Here is a 21558-nt window from a genome sequence, read left to right as displayed (position 1 = left end):
TCTCTATCGTCTTATTTGCGGGAATTGCCGGAAACGGCCGGCCGCTGAAGGCTGTTGAGGCGAGCGTAAAGGCCATTGTCGGCCTCCGCAAGCGTCTCGTGGTTGCCCTCTTCGACGACGCGCCCATTCTGCATGACAATGATCTTCTCGGCCCGGACCACCGTCGACAGGCGATGGGCGATGACGACGACCGTGCGGCCGCTCATGGCTTCGTCCAATGCCTTCTGCACGGCCGCTTCCGACTCGGTATCGAGCGCCGATGTGGCTTCATCCAAAAGGAGGATCGGCGCATTGCGCACCAGCGCGCGGGCAATCGACAGGCGCTGCCGCTGGCCGCCGGAAAGCGTCACGCCGTTTTCACCGACCGGGGTGTCGTAGCCCTGCGGTTGCGCCAGTATGAAGTCATGGGCGTAAGCGTGCCGGGCTGCTTCCTCGATGTCGGCATCGGTCGCTTCCAGACGGCCATACCGGATATTGTCGCGGATCGTGCCTTCGAAAAGGTAGGGCTGCTGCGACACATAGGCGAGATGCTCGCGCAGCGACTGCTTGGTGACGTGGCTGATGTCCTGCCCGTCGATCAGGATGCTGCCGGCCTTCGGGTCGTAGAAGCGCGGAATGAGGTTGATGACGGTGGATTTACCGGCGCCGGAGGGGCCGACGAGCGCCGTCGTTTGTCCACCTTCGGCAGTGAAGCTCACGCCCGATAGAACGGTGTCGTCGCCATAGGCAAACTGTACGTCGCGAAATTCGATACGGGCATCGGTGACGACCAGCGGCTTGGCGTCCGGCAGATCGCGCTGGCGCGGTTCCATGTCGAGCAGTTCGTAGATCATCCGTGCGTTGACGACCGCGCGTTCAAGCTGCGTCTGCAATTTGGCAAGGCGGCGGGCCGGATCATAAGCCAAAAGTAGCGACACGATGAAGGAAAACACGGCGCCTGGCGGCACATTTTCATAAATCGAACGGTAGGCGGCATAGGCAAAGACACCGGCGACGGCAAAGCCGGCAACAGTTTCGATCAACGGGCCGTTACGCTCGGAAATGCGAACAATACGGTTTTGTCGATTCTCTGCTGCCGTAATCAGCTTGTTGATCTTGCGGTCGAGTTCGGGCTCCATCGTGAAGGCCTTGACGATGGAAATGCCTTGAATGGTTTCCTGCATCGCGCCAAGCACGCGGCTGTTGAGAACGACCGCCTCGCGCGTGACGGCGCGCAGGCGCTTGGAGATGTGGCGCAAGGCCAGAAACACAGGTGGGGCAATGACGAAAAAGATAAGGCTGAGCAATGGGTCCTGATAGACCATGTTGCCGAGCAGAAAGACGAATGACAGAAAGTCGCGCGCCGTAGACGTGATGACGAGGTTCATCACATCGCGGATGCCGGAAACGTTCTGGCTGACCCGCGCGGCAATCTGAGCAGAGCGAGCTTCACTGAAAAAACCGACTGACAGCGTCATCAAATGCGCATAGAGGCGCCGTTGATAGCGAGCAATGATGTCATTGCCGATCTTGGACAGAATGACCGATTGAAAATAGCCGGCAAAACCACGCGCTATAAAAGCCGCAAATATAGCAAGACAAATCAGCCACATAACTTCGGCGCGGCGCTCGTAGAAAGCTCCGTTGACGATCGGCCTCATAACAAAGGCCATCATCGCCGTGGATGCTGCGACGACGACGAGGCAGAAGATTGCGATCGAATAGCCCCAGATATGATCGCGGCCGTTTTCAGCTATAACGCGCTTCAGGACAACGGTAATGGCTTCGCTGTCGATATCGGTCTTTTTCGTGTTGGGCGATTTCAAAAATCGGCTTCCTGTCTCAAACCAAGCGAGCCGCACATGGCACATGCTTTCGCGGCTCTATAAAGAGTTAGGACGGCTTTGGCTAGAGATGGCCTGCCGCACTGGTTAAGGGGCAAGCCATGGAGCCAAGATCATTATAAGGGAAGGAAGCCCCTTCAAAAAGGCTGCCTGCGGCCCTGATCGGATCAACGCCGCCAGCGCCGTCCGTCCGTTGCCAGGCCGAAACTGGCCGGTGCGCGGGCATAGGCCGTGAGTCCTGAGAGTGCCGCCAGCGGATGGGTGACCACATGCGTCGGGATCGATTTCAAGAGCGCGGTATGCGGCGCCTTGTCTTCGAAGGCGGCGCGGAATTCCGGCGTCTGCAGCGCCGGCAGGATCTTTTGCGAGATGCCGCCGGTGATATAGACGCCACCCCGCGCCATGAAGACCAGCGCGATATCGCCGGCGACGCGACCGAGATAGGTGACGAACAGCGTCAGGGTCTCTTCGGCCTGAATGTTGGTTTCAGCGAGCGCATGCGCCGTGATATCGGCCGGTTCCTTGAGGCTGGGATCGATGCCGTCGGTCTTGCAGATGGCATGGTAGAGGTTCTGCAGGCCGCGGCCGCAGAGGACCTGCTCGGCGGAAATGCGGCCCTCGATCGTTTCCAGATGCGGCCAGATCTGCAGATCGCGCTCGCTGCGCGGTCCGAGGTCGATATGGCCGCCTTCGCCGGGCACGGGGATCCAGGCGTGCTGGGCATGAACGAGGCCGGCGACGCCGAGGCCGGTGCCCGGGCCGAGCACGGCGCGCGAGGCGACCATGCCTTCCGATATCTCGCCGATGGTGGCGCGATGCTCTTCGGAAATACCGGCGATCGCCAGCGCCTGCGCTTCGAAATCATTGATGATCAGCACATCTTCCATGCCGAGATTGGCGATCATCGTCTTCGGGCGGATCACCCAGTCGCAATTGGTCAGCGGAATTTCGTCGCCACGCACCGGGCCGGCCATGGCAAGGATCGCCGAGCGCGGCCGCACCGCCGACTTGGAAAGCGCTTCCTCGATCGCGTCGTCGATCGTCTTGAAATTGGCAGTTTGCACGATCGGAAAATGCGCCGGCTCGGAATGAGCATCGATGACAATGGAGAAACGCGCATTGGTACCGCCGATATCGCCGATCAGGATCGGAAAGGGCAGGGGGGCTTCGCTGTGATTGAGCTCGGGCATGGACAGGTCCGTGTCTGCCGCCTGAAGGCGGATTAATGGTTCAGTGTCTTGATCAGGCGTTCTGCGGTGGCTTCGTTAAGGGCCATCGGAATGTCGTAGAGAACGGCAAGCCGAGTCAACGCCTTGACATCGACATCGTGCGGCATGGGGGTGAGCGGATCGATGAAAAAGATGAGCATGTCGATATCGCCGGTAGCGATCATCGCGCCGATCTGCTGGTCGCCGCCGAGTGGGCCGCTTTTCAGGCGGGTGACCTTCAGGTCGGGGCAGGCATCCAGCACGCGGCCGCCGGTGGTGCCCGTGGCGACGATATGCCAATCGGCAAGCACATCCTCGTTGCGGCGTGCAAACTCCGCCATTGCATCCTTCTTCTGATCATGCGCGATCAGCGCGATGCATTTGCCGCCGGCCATGAAATTCCCACTCCGTCCCGGATTTTTAATCGATTTATCCGCCTTCTATACCAAGAGGCCGGGCTTTGAAAGACCGGCCAATGTCAGATCAGATCTTGGCGCTTCACTGCTGCGGAATGCTGCCGGGCGGCGTGTTGCCCGTGCCGCTGCTCGAAACCGGCAGCGTGCCGGTCGCCGTCGTCGGGGCTGCCGCCTTGATGCCATAGGTGGCGGCGCGGGCCGAGGGCACCGAGGGGGCGTCCAGCACCGCCTGGCAGGCCTTGGGGAGGTCTGACACCATGACCTCGCGGGGCTTTACCGGCGGCTTGGTGCTGGGCTTCGGTTTGGCCCAGGGCTCGGGACCGAGCCACCAGGCAAGCGTCTTGTCGCAGCCGTCACCGGCGGTAACCGGGGCCTGCGGCGTACAGCCGACCGAGCCCGCCGGGCAGCTCAAGCGGATGTGGAAATGCGAGTCGTGGCCATATTCCGGGCGCAGCTTGCCGAGATTGGTGCGGTCGCCGGTCCAGCTGTCGCACATTTTCTTCTTGATCGCCGGATTGACGAAGATGCGCTGGACTTCGGGATAGCTGGCGGCGCGCATCAGGAGGCGGGCATGCGCCGGCGTCCAGACCCGGTCGTTGATGGTCAGGAACTTGTCCTTCGCCAGCATCGAGGTGAAGGGCAGGCTTTCGCGCTCGGCCGCCGTCAACGTCCGCGACGGCATCGGCGTCAGCCAGACGTCGGCGTCGAGGCCGATTTGATGCGAAGCATGGCCGTTAAACATCGGCCCGCCGCGCGGCTGCGCCATGTCACCGACCAGCAAGCCCGGCCAGCCGTCATATTTTGCCGCGTCGCGCGACAGGCGTTCGAGCAGCCCGATCATCTCCGGCCGGCCCCAGCGACGGTTGCGCGACGGGCGCATCGCCTGCCAGGTCGGTCCATCGGTCGGCAGCGCCACGGCGCCGGAGAGGCAGCCCTTGGCGTAAAAGCCGATCGATTGCGACTGCCCTGCTGTCGGCAGCGCCACCCCACCGAAGATCGCCTTGGCACTGCCGGGCGTCGGGCCGGCCTGCTGGGCCAGCGCATCGCCGGTAACGAGGCTAGCACCGATCGTCGTGGCGAGGGCTAGTTTGCTGACGGTGCTGATGGTTCGAACCAGGAGGGAAATCATGTGGTTCCTTGAGATGCTGCCGGCGTTGGCCGAAGTGATTTGCAACGAAATCTACCGCATAACCCCGAAAATCGGAATCGATTTTCCGGCTGCCCGTACCTCCAGTCTTCATTCCATTACCGACGGTCGGCAGCAATCTCCCCCTGGAAATCGCAGGGTTTCCTTGGCCGGCCGGTTGACAGTGCCGGCATAGTCTGCGGAAAATCCGACAGTCACAATGACCATGGTCTCGACCATCTGCCGCGCGAGTTGGGGAGTGCGCCGATGGTTGGGAACCGGAGCCTGGGTCTCGGGTCGGTTGAGACGAGCGTAGTGGTAGCTTGGGGATTGCAAAGGGGAATAAGGGGTGGGGACAAATAGCGGACAACCCGCGGAGACATCGACCGGCGAGCCGCAAATGCGGACACCCAAACGCCGGCGCGGTCATGATCGTGTGGCTGTGCTTTTGGAAGCGGCCGCGACGGTTTTCGTCGATAAGGGTTATGATGCCGCGACGATGACGGAGATTGCCGCAAAGGCGCATTCGTCGATCGGTTCGCTCTATCAATTTTTTCCGACCAAGCCGCTGCTTGCTGAAGCATTGCATATCGATCGGCTGGAGCGGCTGAAGGCGGTGTTTCAAGACATCGCGGAAAAGAGCGGCGGCCTTTCGGCTGCTGATAGCGGCGAGGCGATCTTCGACAGGCTCGCGGCCTTCATCGAGACGTTTCCCGAATATCCGGTGCTTGCCGCGCGCCGGGATATTCCGAGGGATCGCAAGCTGCGCTCGCGGGCGGAGGTGAAGGAGCTGATTTCCTCCATCCTGCGACGCGCCGAGCCACCGGTCACCGACGACGTCGCCCTGATGTCGGCGATCATTCTCGAATTGATCCGCATCGCCGTCATTGCCGCCAACGAGCCGGAAGCGGTTGAGGACCGGCGCCTTATCCGCGAATTGCGCCTGATGCTGCGCAAGCGCCTGGAGGAAGCCACGGCAAAAGCCTGATTTCGTCGGGTACTTATCGGTGGCCTCGCGAAGAGGTCAGCAATTCCGTCCTGTTTTTTGCCCTCATTTGCCTTATGCTTGATTCCATTCAAATCATCAGGGGATCATGAATGGCATTGTCGCGGTTGAAAGCAGGCTTGGTTGTTTCTCTTTTCTGCCTGCTGGCCCTGCCGGCGCCATCCAATGCCGATGAGTCGCAATTCCGCATCGGCACCGCCATTCTCGGCGACCTGAAATATCAGCCCGGCTTCAAACATTTCGACTACGTCAATCCGGATGCGCCGAAGGGTGGAGAGCTGAAGCAGTCGAGCATCGGCACGTTCGATACGTTCAATCCGGTCTTGTTCAAGGGCAATCCCGCCGACGGGATAGAGCTGATCTACGATACGCTGCTGAAGAAGGCCGATGATGAGGCCAATTCTTCCTATGGCCTGCTTGCCGAGGGCGTTTCCTATCCCGATGACGTTTCAAGCGCCACCTTCCGGCTGCGCGCTGAAGCGAAGTGGGCCGATGGCACGCCGGTAACGCCCGAGGACGTCATCTTCAGCTTCGAGAAATTCAAGGAACTCAATCCGCAGGCGGCCAGCTACTACGGGCATGTCGTGAGCGCCGAGAAGACCGGCGAGCGCGATGTCACCTTTCACTTCGATGAAAAGGGCAACCGGGAGATGCCTTCGATCCTGGGCCAGCTTACCATTGTGCCGAAACATTGGTGGGAAGCAAAAGGCCCCGACGGCAAGCCGCGCGATATCACACGCACGACGCTTGAGCCGGTCATGGGGTCCGGACCCTACAGGATCGCATCAGTCCAGCCGGGTGCTTCGATCCGCTACGAACTGCGCGACGATTATTGGGGCAAGATCCTGCCGATCAACGTCGGCGAGAACAATTTCGGCGCGATTAACTATCTCTATTTTTCTGACTACGACGTTGCTTTCGAGGCGTTCCGAAGTGGCGTCATCGATTACTGGCAGGATAATTCGACAAGCCATTGGGTGACCGGCTACGATTTCCCGGCCGCCAAGGACGGTCGCATCAAGCGGGAGGAGCTACCCAACACGCTGCGCTCGGTCGGCATCATGCAGGCTCTGGTTCCCAATATGCGGCGTGAACAATTCAAGGACGAGCGCGTCCGTGAGGCGCTGAACTATGTTTACGATTTCGAGGAGCTGAACCGAACCCTTTCCTTCGGGAAGTTGACGCGGGTCGACAGCTTCTTTTTCGGCACCAAATTCGCCTCCTCTGGTCTTCCGCAAGGGGAGGAACTCAACGTTCTGAATAGTGTCAGGGACAAGATACCCGCAGAGGTCTTTACCTCGCCCTATACCAACCCTGTCGGCGGCGATCCGCAGAAGACGCGCGATAATTTTCGCAAGGCTATTGGTTTGTTCAAGGAGGCGGGCTGGGTTCTCAAAGGCAACAAGATGGTGAACGCGCAGAGCGGCCAGCCGTTTTCGCTGGAACTCCTGCTGAACAATCCCTCGCTGGAAAGATCCGTGCTGCCCTATATACAGAACCTGAAGCGCATTGGCATCGATGCGAGCGTCAGGACCGTCGATCCCTCGCAGTATATTAACCGCATTCGCAGCTTCGACTATGACATGATCTGGGTCGTCTGGGCGCAGACGCTGAACCCTGGCAATGAGCAGGCCGAATTCTGGGGCTCCGCGTCCGCCGGCCGCCAAGGGTCCCGCAATTACGCTGGTATAGCCGACCCAGGCATCGACGCCCTCATCCAGAAGGTGATCTTCGCAAAAGACGTACCAGAAAAGGAAGCGACAACCAGGGCGCTCGACCGGGTGCTGCTCGCTCATCACTATGTTCTGCCGACCTTCTACGGGACGACGACCAGGATAGCCTATTGGGACAAATTCGATCATCCAGCGGAGCTACCCTATTACTCCATCGGCTTCCCCGATCTCTGGTGGTCGAAAAGCGTCGCAAAATGAGCGGCTCTTGCAATGGCGGGCGGGCTGGGCTCCAAATGCCCCATGCCGATTCGGCAATTTCTACGTGACATGACGACGCCGGGCTTTACGCGGCGGAAGGGAATAAGCGATTTGAACGACGGATGGATGAAGGCCGGGGCAGGCATGTTCCTCGATGAGGGAGTGACGGGCTGATGGGTGCCTATATCCTCAGACGTCTGCTGCTGATGATCCCGACCATTGTCGGCATCATGGCGATCTCCTTTACCATCGTGCAATTTGCGCCCGGCGGACCCGTCGAGCAGATGATCGCGCAACTGACCGGCCAGGCCGACAATGCCAGCGGCCGCCTCTCCGGCGGCGGGGATATGCTGGCCCAGCAGGCGACCGACGATGGCGGTTCGAAATATCGCGGCGCGCAGGGGCTCGATCCGGAGCTGATCGCCAAGCTCAACAAGCAGTTCGGCTTCGACAAGCCGCCGCTGGAGCGCTTCGGGCAGATGATGTGGAACTATATCCGCTTCGATTTCGGCGAGAGCTTCTTCCGCAATACCTCGGTGATCGATCTGATCGCCGAGAAGCTGCCGGTGTCGATCTCGCTCGGTATCTGGATCCTGATCTTTTCCTATGCCATCTCGATCCCGCTCGGCATCCGTAAGGCGATCCAGGATGGATCGACCTTCGATGTCTGGACTTCCGGCGTCATCATCGTCGGCTATGCCGTCCCGAGCTTCCTCTTCGGCATCATGCTGATCGTGCTCTTCGCCGGCGGCTCCTTCTTCGACTGGTTTCCGCTGCGCGGTCTCGTCTCGGACAATTTTGCCGATCTCAACTGGTGGCAGAAGATCCTCGATTATCTCTGGCATCTCGTCCTGCCGCTGATCTCGCTGTCGCTTGCCGCCTTCGCCACCACGACGCTGCTCACCAAGAATTCCTTCATCGAGGAAATCAAGAAGCAATATGTCATCACCGCCCGCGCCAAGGGGTTGAGCGAGCGCCGCGTGCTCTACGGCCATGTCTTCCGCAACGCCATGCTCATCGTCATCGCCGGCTTTCCCGGCGCCTTCATCTCAGCCTTCTTCACCGGCTCGCTGCTGATCGAGAATATCTTCTCGCTCGATGGCCTCGGCCGCTTGAGCTATCTCTCCGTCGTCCAGCGCGACTATCCGATCGTCTTCGCGACGCTCTTCATCTTCTCGCTGCTCGGCCTCTTCGTCAGCCTGATCTCGGACCTGATCTATACTTGGATCGACCCGCGCATCGATTTCGAGCGGAGGGACGTCTGATGGATGCTGCGAGCAGTGTACCGACGGCAACGATCAAGCCGCCACGCAAGGGTCTCTTCTCCCCGACCAACATTCGCCGCTGGCAGAATTTCAAGGCGAACCGCCGTGGCTATTGGTCCCTCTGGCTGTTCTTGGTTCTGTTCTTCTTCAGCCTCGGGGCGGAATTCATCGCCAATGACCGACCGATCCTCGTCTCTTACAAGGGCGAGATCCTGGTGCCGGTTCTGGTCGACTACCCCGAGGAGAAGTTCGGCGGCTTCCTGGCGCAGACGGATTATCGCTCCGGGGATATCGAAGACGAGATCAACGCCCATGGCTGGATGATCTGGCCGCCGATCCACTATTCCTACCAGACTGCCAATTCCAATCTTCCGCAGGGCATATCGGCCCCGACCGCGCCCTTCTGGCTGATGACCAAGGAACAGCGCTGCTCCGGCTATGCCCAGGGCGTTGCTGATCCCAACTGCACCTGGAGCAATCTCAATTGGCTCGGCACGGACGACCAGGCGCGCGATGTCTTTGCGCGCATGATCTACGGCTTCCGCATCTCGGTGCTGTTCGGCCTGGCGCTGACCATCTGCTCGGCCGTCGTCGGCGTCGCCGCCGGCGCCGTCCAGGGCTATTTCGGCGGCTGGACGGACCTTCTGTTGCAGCGCTTCATCGAGATATGGTCGTCGATGCCGGTGCTCTATATCCTGCTGATCATCGCCTCGGTGCTGCCGCCCGGCTTCTTCATCCTGCTCGGCATATTGCTGCTGTTTTCCTGGGTGGGTCTCGTCGGCGTCGTGCGCGCCGAATTCCTGCGGGCGCGCAATTTCGAATATGTACGTGCGGCCCGCGCGCTCGGCGTCAACAATATCACCATCATGTATCGCCACCTGCTGCCCAACGCCATGGTCGCGACCCTCACCTTCGTGCCCTTCATTCTCTCCGGCTCGATCACAACCCTGACCTCGCTGGATTTCCTGGGGTTTGGCATGCCGCCCGGTTCGCCGTCGCTGGGTGAGATGATCGCCCAGGGCAAGTCCAACCTGCAGGCCCCGTGGCTCGGCCTCTCCGCCTTCTTCACCATGTCGATCATGCTGTCACTGCTGATCTTTGTCGGCGAGGCCGTGCGTGATGCGTTCGATCCGAGGAAGACGTTCCGATGAGCGACAATTCGACCCTCTTGCTGTCCGTCCGTAATCTCTCCGTCGCCTTTCATCAGGGTGGCCGAACCTCGACAGCCGTCGACGGCATCTCGTTTGATATTCATAAGGGCGAAGTGCTGGCGCTGGTCGGCGAATCCGGCTCCGGCAAGTCGGTCTCGGCGAACTCGATCCTGAAGCTTTTGCCCTATCCGTCCGCCAGCCACCCCTCAGGCGAAATCCTGTTCAAGGGCAAGGACCTCTTGAAGGCGTCGGATAATGAGCTGCGCGCCGTGCGCGGCAACGACATCACGATGATCTTCCAGGAGCCGATGACCTCGCTCAATCCGCTCCACTCGATCGAAAAGCAGATCACGGAAATCCTGGCGCTGCATCAGGGCGTGGTCGGCCAGCAGGCCCGCCGCCGCACGCTGGAGCTTCTCAATCAGGTCGGTATCCGCGAGCCGGAAAAGCGCCTGAAGGCCTATCCGCATGAGCTGTCAGGCGGTCAGCGCCAGCGCGTGATGATCGCCATGGCGCTCGCCAATCGGCCGGAGCTGCTGATCGCCGACGAGCCGACCACGGCGCTCGACGTCACCGTGCAGGCGCAGATCCTCGAACTGCTGCGCGATCTCAAGGGCGTGCACGGTATGTCGATGCTGTTCATCACCCATGATCTCGGTATCGTCCGCAAATTCGCCGACCGCGTCTGCGTCATGACCAAGGGCAAGATCGTCGAGACCGGTACGGTCGAAGAGGTCTTCACCAACCCGCAGCACGACTATACCCGTCATCTGCTGGCCGCCGAACCGCGCGGCGAGCCGCCGGTCAGCGACACCAGCAAGCCGGTGGTCATGGAAGGCTCCGACATCAAGGTCTGGTTCCCGATCAAGGCCGGGCTGATGCGCAAGGTGGTCGATCATGTAAAGGCGGTCGATGGCATTGATCTGAAGCTTCGCGCCGGCCAGACGCTCGGCGTCGTCGGCGAGAGCGGTTCCGGCAAGACGACGCTCGGCCTGGCGCTCGCCCGGCTGATCTCGTCCAAGGGCCGCATCGCCTTCGTCGGCAAGGATATCGCCGACTATTCCTTCAAGGAGATGCGGCCGCTGCGTAGCCAGTTGCAAGTCGTCTTCCAGGATCCCTATGGCTCGCTCAGCCCGCGCATGTCGGTCGGTGATATCATCGCCGAGGGGCTGAAGGTGCATGAAGCATCCCTGTCGTCGGAAGAGCGTGACCGGCGCGTCTGTTGGGCACTGGAAGAGGTCGGTCTCGATCCTTTGACCCGCTGGCGTTTCCCGCATGAATTCTCCGGCGGCCAGCGCCAGCGCATCGCCATTGCCCGCGCCATGGTGCTGAAGCCGCGTTTCGTCATGCTGGACGAGCCGACATCGGCGCTCGACATGAGCGTGCAGGCCCAGGTGGTCGATCTCCTGCGCGACCTGCAGCAGCGCCATGACCTCGCCTACCTCTTCATCAGTCACGACCTGAAGGTGGTGAAGGCGCTTGCCAATGACCTAATCGTCATGCGCTTCGGCAAGGTGGTGGAGCAGGGGCCGTCGGCGGATGTTTTCCGCGCGCCGCAAGAGGATTACACCAAGGCGCTCCTCGCTGCCGCGTTCAATATCGAGGCGGTTCCGACCGCCGCCATCCAGCAATAGAGAGCATTGCCATGCCGGCCAAAAGTCCCGTTCTCGTCGATCTCAAGTTCAATCCGGAGAGCGTCGCCAAGGCCCTCAAGAGCTTCTTTGCCGATCGTGGCAGCGTCAATCTCGCCGATCCCGCCACCAAGGGCGCCGATCTGAGTCATGTCGACTATGCGCTTCTGTGGAAGCCGGATGCCGATCTCTATCAGCGCGCACCCAATCTCAAGGTGATTTTTTCTGGCGGCGCCGGGGTCGATTCGCTGATCACCGCCGCCACCCCGCTCGATATTCCCATTGTCCGCTTCGTCGACCGCAGCCTGACGGTACGCATGTCGGAATGGGTCGTGCTGCAATGCCTGATGCATCTGCGCGATGTCTGCGGGCACTTCCGGCACCAGCGCAAGCGCGTCTGGGGCCGGCCGGCGGGGCTTGAGGCGCGCGATGTCACTGTCGGTGTCATGGGCCTTGGCGTTCTCGGCCTCGATGCCGCCGCCAAGCTCAAGATCATGGGCTTCGATGTCATCGGCTGGTCGCGCCAGAAGAAGCAGATTGACGGCATGGAAACTTTCGACGCTGGCGAACTCGACGCATTTCTCGCCCGGACCGACATACTCGTCGGCTTGCTGCCGCTGACGCCGGAAACGACGGGACTCTACAATGCCTCGCTGTTTTCGAAGCTTCGTCGCGATGGCGCCTTGGGCAAGCCTGTGTTCATCAATGCCGGGCGTGGCAAGAGCCAGGTCCAGGTCGATATCGTTTCGGCGATCGAGGCCGGCATCCTCGGTGGCGCGTCGCTCGATGTCTTCGAGGTCGAACCGCTGCCGGCCGACGACCCGCTCTGGGGCCTTGAGAATGTCGTCATCACCCCGCACGACGCGGCGGTCTCGGAAGAATACTCGCTGATGCGGCATGTCGAGGAGCAGATCGCCCGTTTCGAAGGCGGCGAGCCACTGCAGTATGTGGTGGACCGCAGCCTCGGCTATTGATGAGGCTGCCACGGCCGAAAATTTGGGCATGCATTGCCGGCAATAGGCAGCCGCGTGTCCAAATGATTATCAATTTTGCTTCAGTGACTGGACTTTCCCTCAACTTTTTTTGATAAGACTAGAACTGTATCCGCCTGCCGGCCCGTTTGGCCGTGGCGAGAGGTGGGCGCAGGGAGACGGGCAGGAACGACATGACGAAGACCGATATTGCCGCCCGGGTCTATAACCATACCTGGAAGCTCGATCCGATCGTCCGCAGTCTGATCGATACGGATTTCTATAAGCTCTTGATGCTGCAGATGATCTGGAAGCTCTATCCGGATGTCGACGCCACTTTCTCCCTGATCAACCGCACCAAGAGCGTCCGGCTCGCCGAGGTGATCGACGAGAAGGAGCTGCGCGAACAGCTCGACCACGCCCGCACGCTCCGGCTTTCGAAGAAGGAAATGATCTGGCTGGCGGGTAACAGTTTTTACGGCCGCGCCCAGATCTTCGAGCCGGAATTCCTCACCTGGCTGTCGAATTTCCAGCTTCCCGACTATGAGCTGTCGAAGCGCGACGGCCAGTATGTTCTAGACTTCCACGGCTCGTGGAAGGAAACGACCATGTGGGAAATCCCCGCGCTTGCCATCATCAATGAGCTTCGCTCGCGCACGGCGCTGAAGGCGCTCGGTCCTTTCACGCTCGATGTGCTCTATGCACGCGCCAAGGCGAAGATGTGGGAGAAGGTCGAGCGTCTCAGGGAATTGCCCGACCTGCACATTTCCGATTTCGGCACCCGCCGCCGTCATAGCTTCCTGTGGCAGCGCTGGTGCGTCGAGGCGCTGAAGGAAGGTGTGCCCCACGCTTTCACCGGCACGAGCAACGTCCTTCTCGCCATGGATTCCGATCTCGAAGCCGTCGGTACCAATGCACATGAGCTGCCGATGGTGGCAGCGGCCCTCGCCAAGACCGACGAGGAACTCGGCAAGGCGCCCTACAAGGTGCTGCGCGACTGGAACCGCCTTTATGGCGGCAACCTGCTGGTGGTCCTGCCCGATGCCTTCGGCACGGCCTCCTTCCTGCGCAACGCGCCGGAATGGGTGGCCGACTGGACCGGCTTCCGTCCGGACAGCGCGCCGCCGATCGAAGGTGGCGAGAAGATCATCGACTGGTGGAAGAAGATGGGCCGCGATCCGCGCCAGAAGCTTCTGATCTTCTCCGACGGCCTCGACGTCGACGCGATCATCGCCACCTACAAGCATTTCGAGGGCCGCGTACGCATGGGCTTCGGCTGGGGCACCAACCTCACCAACGATTTTGCCGGCTGCGCGCCCACCGAGATCCATGGCCTCAACCCGATCTCGATCGTCTGCAAGGTCATCGAAGCCAACGGCCGCCCGGCCGTCAAGCTCTCCGATAATCCGCAGAAGGCGACCGGCGAACCGGCCGAGGTCGAACGCTACCTGAAATTCTTCGGCGCCGAGGATCGGGTCGATCATGAGGTGCTGGTGTAGCGGCACTGGCCCGACAGAACCAGCTGGTGGTTCTTTGCGCGAGGTCCTGCTACTATATTGAAGGCACAGCCTGCGCAGGAGAATTCGATGTCATCCGCTTTGAAAGCCAGTGTAAAGATTGATCCTGAGGTGAACGAGCGGCTCGAGAAATTGGCCGCCAGCCGTCACCGCCAGCCGGATCTACTTCTTAAAGAAGCCGTCGAGCAATATGTGGATCGTGAGGAGAAGCGCGATTCTCTCCTGCGGGATGGGCGCCTTTCCTTGGATGAATATGAGGCGACAGGTCTGCATGTCACGGGTGACGAAGTCATTGCGTGGCTTGAGACGTGGGGCGATGAGGACGAGAAGGCCCCGCCTGAATGCCATCGGTAAGGTTGACGCAGCGCGCTCTTCGCGACCTTGAGCGAATGAGACAGTTTCTGCAGCCCAAGAATGCTGCCTCCGCAAAGAAAGCTTCGACAAAGATCATTCAAACGATCCAGATGTTGTCGAACCAGCCCGATATGGGTCGGCCAGTGGAAGACTTGCATCAAGGATTGAGGGAGCTCATCGTCAAATTCGGGCGCGACGGTTACGTTGTTCTCTACCGGTATATTGGCGATGAAGTGCTCATAGCGGCTATCCGCCATGGTCGTGAAGACGGATACAAGTAACAGATACCGCCTACTGCATCGTCCGTCCCACCCGCTTGAACAGAGACCATTTGCCGTTCTCCCAGCGATATTGATCCGGCGAAATAACATAGGGCACGTCGCTGAGATCGGCGCTGATCAGCTCGAGGAGCTGCAATCCCGGGGCATCGTTCTCGTGGGTGAAGAAGACCTTGTCGCGGGAGAGGAAGGCGGCGATCGGTGCTGCGCCGCCGGATTGGTCCTGCACTTGCGCCCAGAATTTCGGCAGGAAGGCGACGCTGGATTCGAACTGGCCGTCGATCTCGACATATTGGAACTGGCTGCGCTTGGCGATCTGCACGCCGGTCTTCGACAGGAACTTGTAGAGATTGTCCTGTGCCGTTTCCGCCAGCTCGCCGGCGTCCATGCCCCAATGGTCCAGCGTGCTGGTCATCACGTAGCTGACCGTCGTTTCGCCGTTGACCACGAACAGCCTGACCAGATCCTCGGCTTCGTCGAGATAGACGAATTGCGGCGGCTCGCGTTCGTTCCGAACTGCCTGCATCATCTGACGCCGCGCCACGTCGACGAAGCTGCGCGACTTCAGCACCGGCAGAACCTTGCCGAGATTACCCGCGCCATCGGCCGCTTCCGTCACGTTAAGATAATGGAGCAAAGCCTGGGCGCGCGCCTGGCCCTGCTTCTCGCGTAGCGCCAGCAGCGCATTGTTCAGGAATTTCGTCATCGTGTTGCCGTTGCGGTTATGCATCGTCAGACTGCCGGCGCCCGGATCATAGTCCACTTTGAGCACGTCACCGAAGAATGGCAGGCGCTCCTGCAGGTAGGCCGCGAAACGCGCCTCGTCCTGCAGCGCCTCGTCAGGAATATTGAGGTCCAGGCTCTTGATCACCGGTTGGCTGTCGGGCTGCGGCTGGCGCGGGGCAGGCTGCTCGATGCGTGCCTCCCGCCGTCCGGCTCCACCGAAGAGCTTTTTCAGGAAATTGAACACGCTGATATCCCCAGGCACCGGACAGTATTCTCGCAAAGCCTAACGCGCCGCCGCCTTGCGCGCAATGCCGATGCCGTTTGCCTGAAGCACAAGTGTAAGTGCCTGCTTGTGCGCGCAAAAAAGGCGTATAGTCTGCAAATATGGTCCGGTCGGGCCTGAGTGGGGAAAGGCAGTGCATATGGGTGTTGTCGGGGGTCAGGGCCGCTCGGTCGGGGTACTGCTTCTATGTCTGTTCGGGTTTGCCATGCCCGCTGTGGCCCTCGCGCAAAGCGCGGCCACGACGCCGGCTGCCGTTGTCGCGCCGCCGCCGGAGAAGGTCCGCGAGCTCATCCAGCTGATGAACGAGCCGGACGTCAGGCAATGGCTTGCGGCGCAAGTGAACACGACTTCCTCGACGACCGCCGCTCCCGCAAGCGATCCCGGCATGGGCGGTGGCCAGATGTCGGAACTGTCGGACACGCTCGGTCATACCCGCCGACATCTGGAAACGGTATCCGGCGCGGTGATGACGCTTCCCTCCGAGGTGATGGCGGCATCACAGAAGCTGGAGGCCGAGGGCGAGGCAGCCGGCCGGCTGCGCATCGGCATCCAGGCGCTGGTGCTGTTTTTCCTTGGCCTTGTTGCCGAATGGGTGGTTGGGCGCTTGATCAACGCCAAGCATACGCAGCGAACAAAAGACGCCGCCGGTGTCGAAACAGAGCTGCAGGCGGCTCGCTTTCAGTTCATGGGCGGCGTGGTGCCGGCGATCGTTCACGGCCTGGCGACACTGATCCCGCTTCTCGTCTTCGACTGGCCGCCGATCATCGAAAGCTTCGCGATCGCCTGCGTCATCGCGTTCGTTTCCATGCGGCTGGCCATCTCGATCGGCAAATTGCTGATGGAGCTGATCGCGATGCGCCGGGCAAGCGACGTTCTGGATGAGGACGGCGGCGTCGTGCGCATTGCGGAGCGGCGGCGGGTGGCGACCTATTGGTATCGGCGCGGCGCCCTGTTCGTCATCTATTTCTCCTGCGGCTGGGCGGTGATGCAGGCTATCGTGCCGCTCGGCTTTTCCAATGGCGCCCGCTATCTCGTCGGCTACACACTCGGCATTGGCCTGTTCCTGATCGCCGTCGAGGCCGTCTGGTCGCGGCCGTCGCAGCCTGGCAAGCCTGGCAGAACGGCGATCTCCTGGCTTCTGACGGTCTATTTCGCGGCACTATGGTGCCTTTGGGTGACCGGCTTCGATGGCCTGCTCTGGGTCGGCATCTATACCATTCTGCTGCCGCGGGCGCTCTCGGTGTCGTCGCGGGCGGTAGAGGCATTGCATGATGCGGCCGGCGGCGTTTTCGGCACCGGTAGTCTTGCGGCCGTGTTTCTCGACCGCGGCGTTCGCGCCCTGATCATCGCGTTTGCCGCCTTCTGGCTCGGCCGGATGCTGGGCGTCGAGGCGGATATGATGATGCGGACGCCTGAATCCGGTATCGACCGCGTCGCACGCGGCATTCTCGGCGGCATTGTCGTCCTGCTCGCCGCTGATCTGATCTGGCACCTGGCGAAGACTTATATCGACGGCAAGCTGATGCAGGCGCTGCCGCTCGTCAGCGATTCCGAGGAGCTGAGGGCCAGCCGCGCGCGGCTGCAGACACTGTTGCCGATCTTCCGCAACATCCTCGCGGTCGTCATCGTCATCATCGCCATCATGATGGTGCTGTCGGGGCTAGGCATTCAGATCGGGCCGCTGATTGCCGGCGCGGGCGTCGTCGGCGTCGCCGTCGGCTTTGGCGCGCAGACCATCGTCAAGGATGTCATCAGCGGCATGTTCTATCTTTGGGACGATGCTTTTCGCGTCGGCGAGTACATTGAAAGCGGCAATCACAAGGGCGTGGTGGAATCTTTCAGCCTGCGTTCGGTCAAGCTGCGCCACCAGCGCGGCCCCCTGGCGACCGTGCCCTTCGGCTCGCTCGGGGCGGTCAACAACATGAATCGCGACTGGGCGATCGACAAGATCATCGTCAAGGTCACCTACGATACCGATCTGGTGAAGATGAAGCGGATCATCAAGGATATCGGCCAGCGCCTGCTGGATGATGAGGAGCTTGCTCCTAACATCATCCAGACACTGAAGATGAAGGGTGTCGAGCAGTTCGGCGATTTCGCGATCGAGATCCGGCTGGCGTTCACCGCCAAGCCCAACGAACTCTCCGCCATCCGCCGCAGCGCCTTGGCGATGATCAAGCAGGCCTTCGACGAAAACGGCATCCAGTTCGCCTTCCCGACCGTGCAGGTGGCGGGTGACAGGGATGCCTCTGCGGCCGCAGCCCGGCAGTTAATGGAGATGCGGGCGGCGAACATCGAACCGCAGGCTGGCTAGGACCCGTGGGTCCGGTGACAGTCTCGGTCGGCAACGAGCAGATGTGTTATCGAAATAGGATGTAGGCGGTTTCGCCTGCCTCCTTCATGTTTTTGGCGCCGCAGTGCTGCCGCGCACCACCAAGGTCACATCGATCATTTCGCGCTCGGTTGGCATGGCGTCTTCCAGAACCGCCTGCACCGCACGTTGCGCGATCTCGGCAAAGGGCTGCGCCACCGTCGTCAGGCCCGGCTCCACCATGCCGCCCTCCGGGACGCCATCGAAGCCAATGATCGAGACGTCTCCAGGAACGGTAAGCCCTCGTGCCGCCAGCCAGCTCATGGCCAGTAATGCGATATTGTCCGACATTGCCAGGATGGCGGTCGGCGGCTTTGGCGCCGAAAACAGATGCTCAAGGCATGTCTCGACACTCGTTTTGTCGTTGTTGGTCTCGTAGATCGGAATATCCTGGCGCGGAATGCCGGAGGCCTCGAGCGCCTGCCAATAGCCGATGGCGCGATGGCGCGACGTCGAATAGATCGCCCGCTCGATTTCACCAGTACCGACCAATCCGACATGGTCGTTGACAAACTTGGTGGCAAGGACGGCGAAGCGTCGGTGGCCCAGTTCCGCCAGGTGTGTGGCGGCTGTCGCAGCTCCCCCGATATTGTTCACGCCGATCGACGGGATCGACGGATCATCGTCATTCAATGCCAGGGCAATGAAGGGTAATTGCCGCTCGCGCGTCAGCTGCACAAGTTTCTCGCCGGCTTCCACGCACAATAGGATGAAGCCATCCACCAGAGCGCTCTTGATGTTCCAGTCCAGCTTCTGCCGATCCTTGGCCGAGACGAGCGCGAGCCCGGTGCCGCTGGCATCGCAAACCTGGGCAACGGCTGCCAGGAGGGCTCTTGCCCAGGGATCGTCGAAAAAATAAGCGAGCGGTTCCACGGCGGCGACGCCGATGGCATTGACCTTTCCGGCGCGCAGCAATCGTCCCGTGAGGCTCGGGCCGGGATATCCCAGCTGTCTGGCCGTTTCGAGGACGTGCTCGCGCACCTCCTCGCGGACCACATCAGGCCGGCTGAAAACATTGGAGGCCGTTCCCTGCGATACCCCCGCCGCCTTGGCGACATCCGCGAGCTTGATGGTGCCCTTGACCAATAACGCCTCCATTTTTACGCCGGGCACCTTAGCATGAAATTGTATCGGTTCAATTCTGCTTGACGGGAGAATTTTCAAGCGTACGATTGAACCGATTCAATTCAACAATCCGAATTGATATTGAATCGATTCAATATTGAAGGCTTATCTTATGCTGACCAATGACTTCTTCAGGGATCTCTACAATGATCGTTGGGGTGATCCTGCCAACCCGAATGCGGTGGAGCCATCTTCCCCTAAAGACAACGACCGCGGCTCGCAGGGCGCTCTCGGCCGCCTTGCTCGCTTCTTCCAACGTCGTCGGAAGCGACCGTCCGCGTGGTCCTTCACGATCTCGAGCGAAACGCCCGACGTGGCGGGCGATGCAAGCAGCGGTCGTCGCAGCCAGTGCGATATCATGCAGCCGAAGTTCCTCAACCTTGCGAAAGCACTTTCGCGAAACTGCTAGGAATCCGCGCTGCGTGCTGGTCTCAGAAGTTTTCCTTATACGGGCGCAGGTCGATTTCCTGGGTCCAGGCGGAGGGGTGCTGGCGGTGGATATGCCAGTAGGTCTCGGCGATGGCGTCGATGTTGAGCAGGCTGTCCGCCTGCACCTCCGGCCGCCTCAAGCGCAATCTGTCGCCGTCGATGCCGCCATCGATGATGGTGTGGGCGACATGCAGGCCGAGCGGTCCGAATTCACGCGCCATGCTCTGGCTGATCATCCGCAAGCCCGCCTTGGCGGCGGCGAATTGCGCGTAACCGGCCTTGCCGCGAAGGCTGGCCGACGCGCCGGTGAAGATCACCGTGCCGCGTCCAAGCGGAGCGAGATGCCGGGCTGCCTCGCGCCCAACGAGGAAACCGCCGAAGCAGCAGATGCGCCAGAATTCCTCGAACTCGGCGGCGGTGACGTCGCGAAAGCCGATCGGCCGGTTGATGCCGGCGTTGAAGACGATAAAATCGGGTGGGTCGATCTCATTTCGCGGTGCAAACGCATGGTCGAACAGCTGCGTTACGGCGGCTTCGTCGGTCGCATCGGTCTCGATCGCTTCGGCGCTGCCGCCGGAGGCATTGATGCCGTCGGCGACCTTGGTGATCTTGTCCAGGGTTCGGCCGGCAATGACGACGTGATAGCCCTTGTCGGCCAGCAGCCGGCAGAGCGCCGCGCCAAGCCCTTGTTCGGCTCCTACACCCACGATGACGGCGCTTGGCGTGCTCATTCCGCTGCCTCCCTGGCGTCGAGTGTCGGGTAGTCCGTATAGCCCTCGGTGCCGCCGCCATAGAAGGTTGGGCGATGATAGGGGTTGAGGGGTGCACCTTGGCGAATGCGCTCGGGCAGATCCGGATTGGCAATGAACAGGCGGCCGAAGGCAATGGCGTCGGCATGACCTGTGGCAAGGGCTGCCTCTGCGGTTTCCGGCTTGAAATTACCGGCGGCGATGAGGGTGCCTGACCAGGCGGGGCGGAAGAGCTCGGCCGCCGAGGGTACATTCTTGTGGTCAACCTCGGCCTGTCCGGCGCCGCTGGCACGCGGCTCGATCAGGTGCAGATAGGCAAGATGCAGCCGGTCGAGCTCACGGATGACATGGCCGTAGAGCCTGAGTGGATCGTCCTCGCCGCTATCATTGGCAATGCCGAAGGGCGAGAGGCGGACGCCGACGCGATTGGAACCCCAGACCTTGGAAACCGCCTCGACCACGTCGAGCAGCAGTCGCGTGCGGTTCTCGATCGAGCCGCCATATTGGTCGGTGCGCTGGTTCGAGCGGGCCTGGAGGAATTGTTCGATCAGATAGCCGTTGGCGCCGTGGATTTCGACGCCGTCAAAACCGGCCTGCTTCGCATTGGCCGCTGCCTGGGCGTAGACATCGATCAAGAGCGGCATCAGGTCGATATCGATTGCCTGCGGCGTCTCGAAAGGCACGCGCTCGAACGAGGCCGTGAAGGCTTGACCGGATGCGGCAACCGCGGACGGTGCGATCGGCGCTGCGCCGCCGGGCTGGTGCGACGAATGGGAGATGCGGCCGACATGCCAGAGCTGCAGGAATATCCGGCCGCCCTTGGCATGAACCGCGTCGGTCACGGCTTTCCAGCCGATGATCTGCTCCAGCGTATGGATGCCCGGCGTTGCCGGCATGCCCTGTCCGCTCGGCGAGATCTGCGAGCCCTCGGAAATGATCAGCCCGCGCTCGGAGGCGCGCTGCGCGTAGTACTCGACGTTCATCGGAGAGGGGACATTGCCCGGCTGGCTTGCCCGCATGCGCGTCAACGGCGCCATGACGACACGATGCGCCAGTTCGTAAGGACCGACGGACAACGGCGAAAATAAAGTAGCTGTCATGCAAATCACCTGCCTGGAGCGAATTTTGCTCGCCGGGGCGGAAGGGCCGGTCACCGGCGAATCGGTCTCGGGAGTGTGTGAATAAGATGATGGTCATC

The 21558-nt window shown here is 61.0% G+C and carries 19 protein-coding genes; 11 read left to right on the top strand and 8 right to left on the bottom strand.

Annotation, left to right across the window (positions count from 1 at the left end):
• Positions 1–11: 11 nt before the first annotated feature.
• The 4 genes from PMI03_RS29420 to mepA form a co-directional block, all read right to left on the bottom strand.
• Positions 12–1850 (bottom strand): ABC transporter ATP-binding protein, encoded by a 1839-nt coding sequence (locus tag PMI03_RS29420; protein ID WP_007702983.1) that lies wholly within the window; start codon positions 1848–1850, stop codon positions 12–14.
• Positions 1851–1990: 140 nt separating this feature from the next.
• Entirely contained in the window at positions 1991–3013 is a 1023-nt protein-coding gene (locus tag PMI03_RS29415; RefSeq protein ID WP_007702981.1) for a glucokinase, read from the bottom strand.
• A 32-nt stretch (positions 3014–3045) separates the two neighbouring features.
• Complete coding sequence (locus PMI03_RS29410; RefSeq protein WP_007702978.1) at positions 3046–3426, bottom strand: methylglyoxal synthase; 381 nt, start codon at positions 3424–3426, stop codon at positions 3046–3048.
• Between the two features lie 103 nt (positions 3427–3529).
• Positions 3530–4576, bottom strand: a complete 1047-nt coding sequence (gene mepA, locus PMI03_RS29405) for a penicillin-insensitive murein endopeptidase (RefSeq protein WP_007702974.1) — start codon at positions 4574–4576, stop codon at positions 3530–3532.
• Between the two features lie 397 nt (positions 4577–4973).
• Here mepA and PMI03_RS29400 point away from each other — a divergent pair, with 397 nt between their 5' ends.
• From PMI03_RS29400 to PMI03_RS29360, 9 genes are all read left to right on the top strand, one after another.
• Entirely contained in the window at positions 4974–5561 is a 588-nt protein-coding gene (locus PMI03_RS29400; RefSeq protein WP_007702971.1) for a TetR/AcrR family transcriptional regulator, read from the top strand.
• A gap of 110 nt (positions 5562–5671) precedes the next feature.
• Entirely contained in the window at positions 5672–7510 is a 1839-nt protein-coding gene (locus tag PMI03_RS29395) for an extracellular solute-binding protein (RefSeq protein ID WP_007702969.1), read from the top strand.
• 173 nt (positions 7511–7683) lie between these two features.
• A complete protein-coding gene (locus PMI03_RS29390; RefSeq protein WP_007702966.1) occupies positions 7684–8775 on the top strand; it encodes a microcin C ABC transporter permease YejB in 1092 nt (363 codons plus the stop codon).
• Positions 8775–9926 carry an ABC transporter permease gene (locus PMI03_RS29385; RefSeq protein ID WP_007702962.1) on the top strand — a complete coding sequence of 384 codons (1152 nt, stop codon included), beginning with the start codon at positions 8775–8777 and terminating at the stop codon, positions 9924–9926. The genes PMI03_RS29390 and PMI03_RS29385 overlap by 1 nt, the downstream gene beginning before the upstream one ends.
• Positions 9923–11560 carry an ABC transporter ATP-binding protein gene (locus PMI03_RS29380; RefSeq protein ID WP_007702958.1) on the top strand — a complete coding sequence of 546 codons (1638 nt, stop codon included), beginning with the start codon at positions 9923–9925 and terminating at the stop codon, positions 11558–11560. Before PMI03_RS29385 ends, PMI03_RS29380 begins: the two co-directional genes overlap by 4 nt.
• An 11-nt stretch (positions 11561–11571) precedes the next feature.
• Positions 11572–12531, top strand: coding sequence for a glyoxylate/hydroxypyruvate reductase A (locus PMI03_RS29375; RefSeq protein ID WP_007702954.1), 960 nt, complete (start codon positions 11572–11574; stop codon positions 12529–12531).
• Positions 12532–12722: 191 nt separating this feature from the next.
• Entirely contained in the window at positions 12723–14027 is a 1305-nt protein-coding gene (gene pncB / locus PMI03_RS29370; RefSeq protein WP_007702951.1) for a nicotinate phosphoribosyltransferase, read from the top strand.
• An 87-nt stretch (positions 14028–14114) separates the two neighbouring features.
• Positions 14115–14399 (top strand): CopG family ribbon-helix-helix protein, encoded by a 285-nt coding sequence (locus tag PMI03_RS29365; protein ID WP_007702948.1) that lies wholly within the window; start codon positions 14115–14117, stop codon positions 14397–14399.
• A gap of 35 nt (positions 14400–14434) precedes the next feature.
• Entirely contained in the window at positions 14435–14680 is a 246-nt protein-coding gene (locus PMI03_RS29360) for a type II toxin-antitoxin system RelE/ParE family toxin (RefSeq protein ID WP_198929354.1), read from the top strand.
• Positions 14681–14690: 10 nt separating this feature from the next.
• Here the strand turns inward: PMI03_RS29360 and PMI03_RS29355 are convergent, their stop codons facing one another.
• On the bottom strand, positions 14691–15647 hold the full coding sequence (locus PMI03_RS29355; RefSeq protein ID WP_007702942.1) for a hypothetical protein: 957 nt from the start codon (positions 15645–15647) through the stop codon (positions 14691–14693).
• Between the two features lie 178 nt (positions 15648–15825).
• Here PMI03_RS29355 and PMI03_RS29350 point away from each other — a divergent pair, with 178 nt between their 5' ends.
• Complete coding sequence (locus tag PMI03_RS29350) at positions 15826–18000, top strand: mechanosensitive ion channel domain-containing protein (RefSeq protein WP_007702939.1); 2175 nt, start codon at positions 15826–15828, stop codon at positions 17998–18000.
• An 84-nt stretch (positions 18001–18084) separates the two neighbouring features.
• Here the strand turns inward: PMI03_RS29350 and PMI03_RS29345 are convergent, their stop codons facing one another.
• Positions 18085–19155, bottom strand: a complete 1071-nt coding sequence (locus tag PMI03_RS29345) for a LacI family DNA-binding transcriptional regulator (RefSeq protein WP_039974897.1) — start codon at positions 19153–19155, stop codon at positions 18085–18087.
• 139 nt (positions 19156–19294) lie between these two features.
• Between PMI03_RS29345 and PMI03_RS29340 the strand changes: the two genes are divergently transcribed.
• Positions 19295–19591: a hypothetical protein gene (locus PMI03_RS29340; protein WP_007702934.1), complete on the top strand. Its 297-nt coding sequence runs from the start codon at positions 19295–19297 to the stop codon at positions 19589–19591.
• Positions 19592–19613: 22 nt separating this feature from the next.
• Here the strand turns inward: PMI03_RS29340 and PMI03_RS29335 are convergent, their stop codons facing one another.
• The gene (locus tag PMI03_RS29335; RefSeq protein ID WP_007702931.1) at positions 19614–20342 is read right to left on the bottom strand and encodes an SDR family NAD(P)-dependent oxidoreductase; all 729 of its coding nucleotides are present in this window, start codon (positions 20340–20342) and stop codon (positions 19614–19616) included.
• Positions 20339–21460 carry an alkene reductase gene (locus tag PMI03_RS29330; protein ID WP_007702929.1) on the bottom strand — a complete coding sequence of 374 codons (1122 nt, stop codon included), beginning with the start codon at positions 21458–21460 and terminating at the stop codon, positions 20339–20341. Before PMI03_RS29330 ends, PMI03_RS29335 begins: the two co-directional genes overlap by 4 nt.
• Positions 21461–21558: the final 98 nt, after the last annotated feature.

Source organism: Rhizobium sp. AP16 (genome assembly GCF_000281735.1).
GTDB lineage: Bacteria > Pseudomonadota > Alphaproteobacteria > Rhizobiales > Rhizobiaceae > Rhizobium > Rhizobium rhizogenes.
Note: the sequence above shows the minus strand (reverse complement) of the source record. Positions and strands in the feature narration are given on the sequence as shown.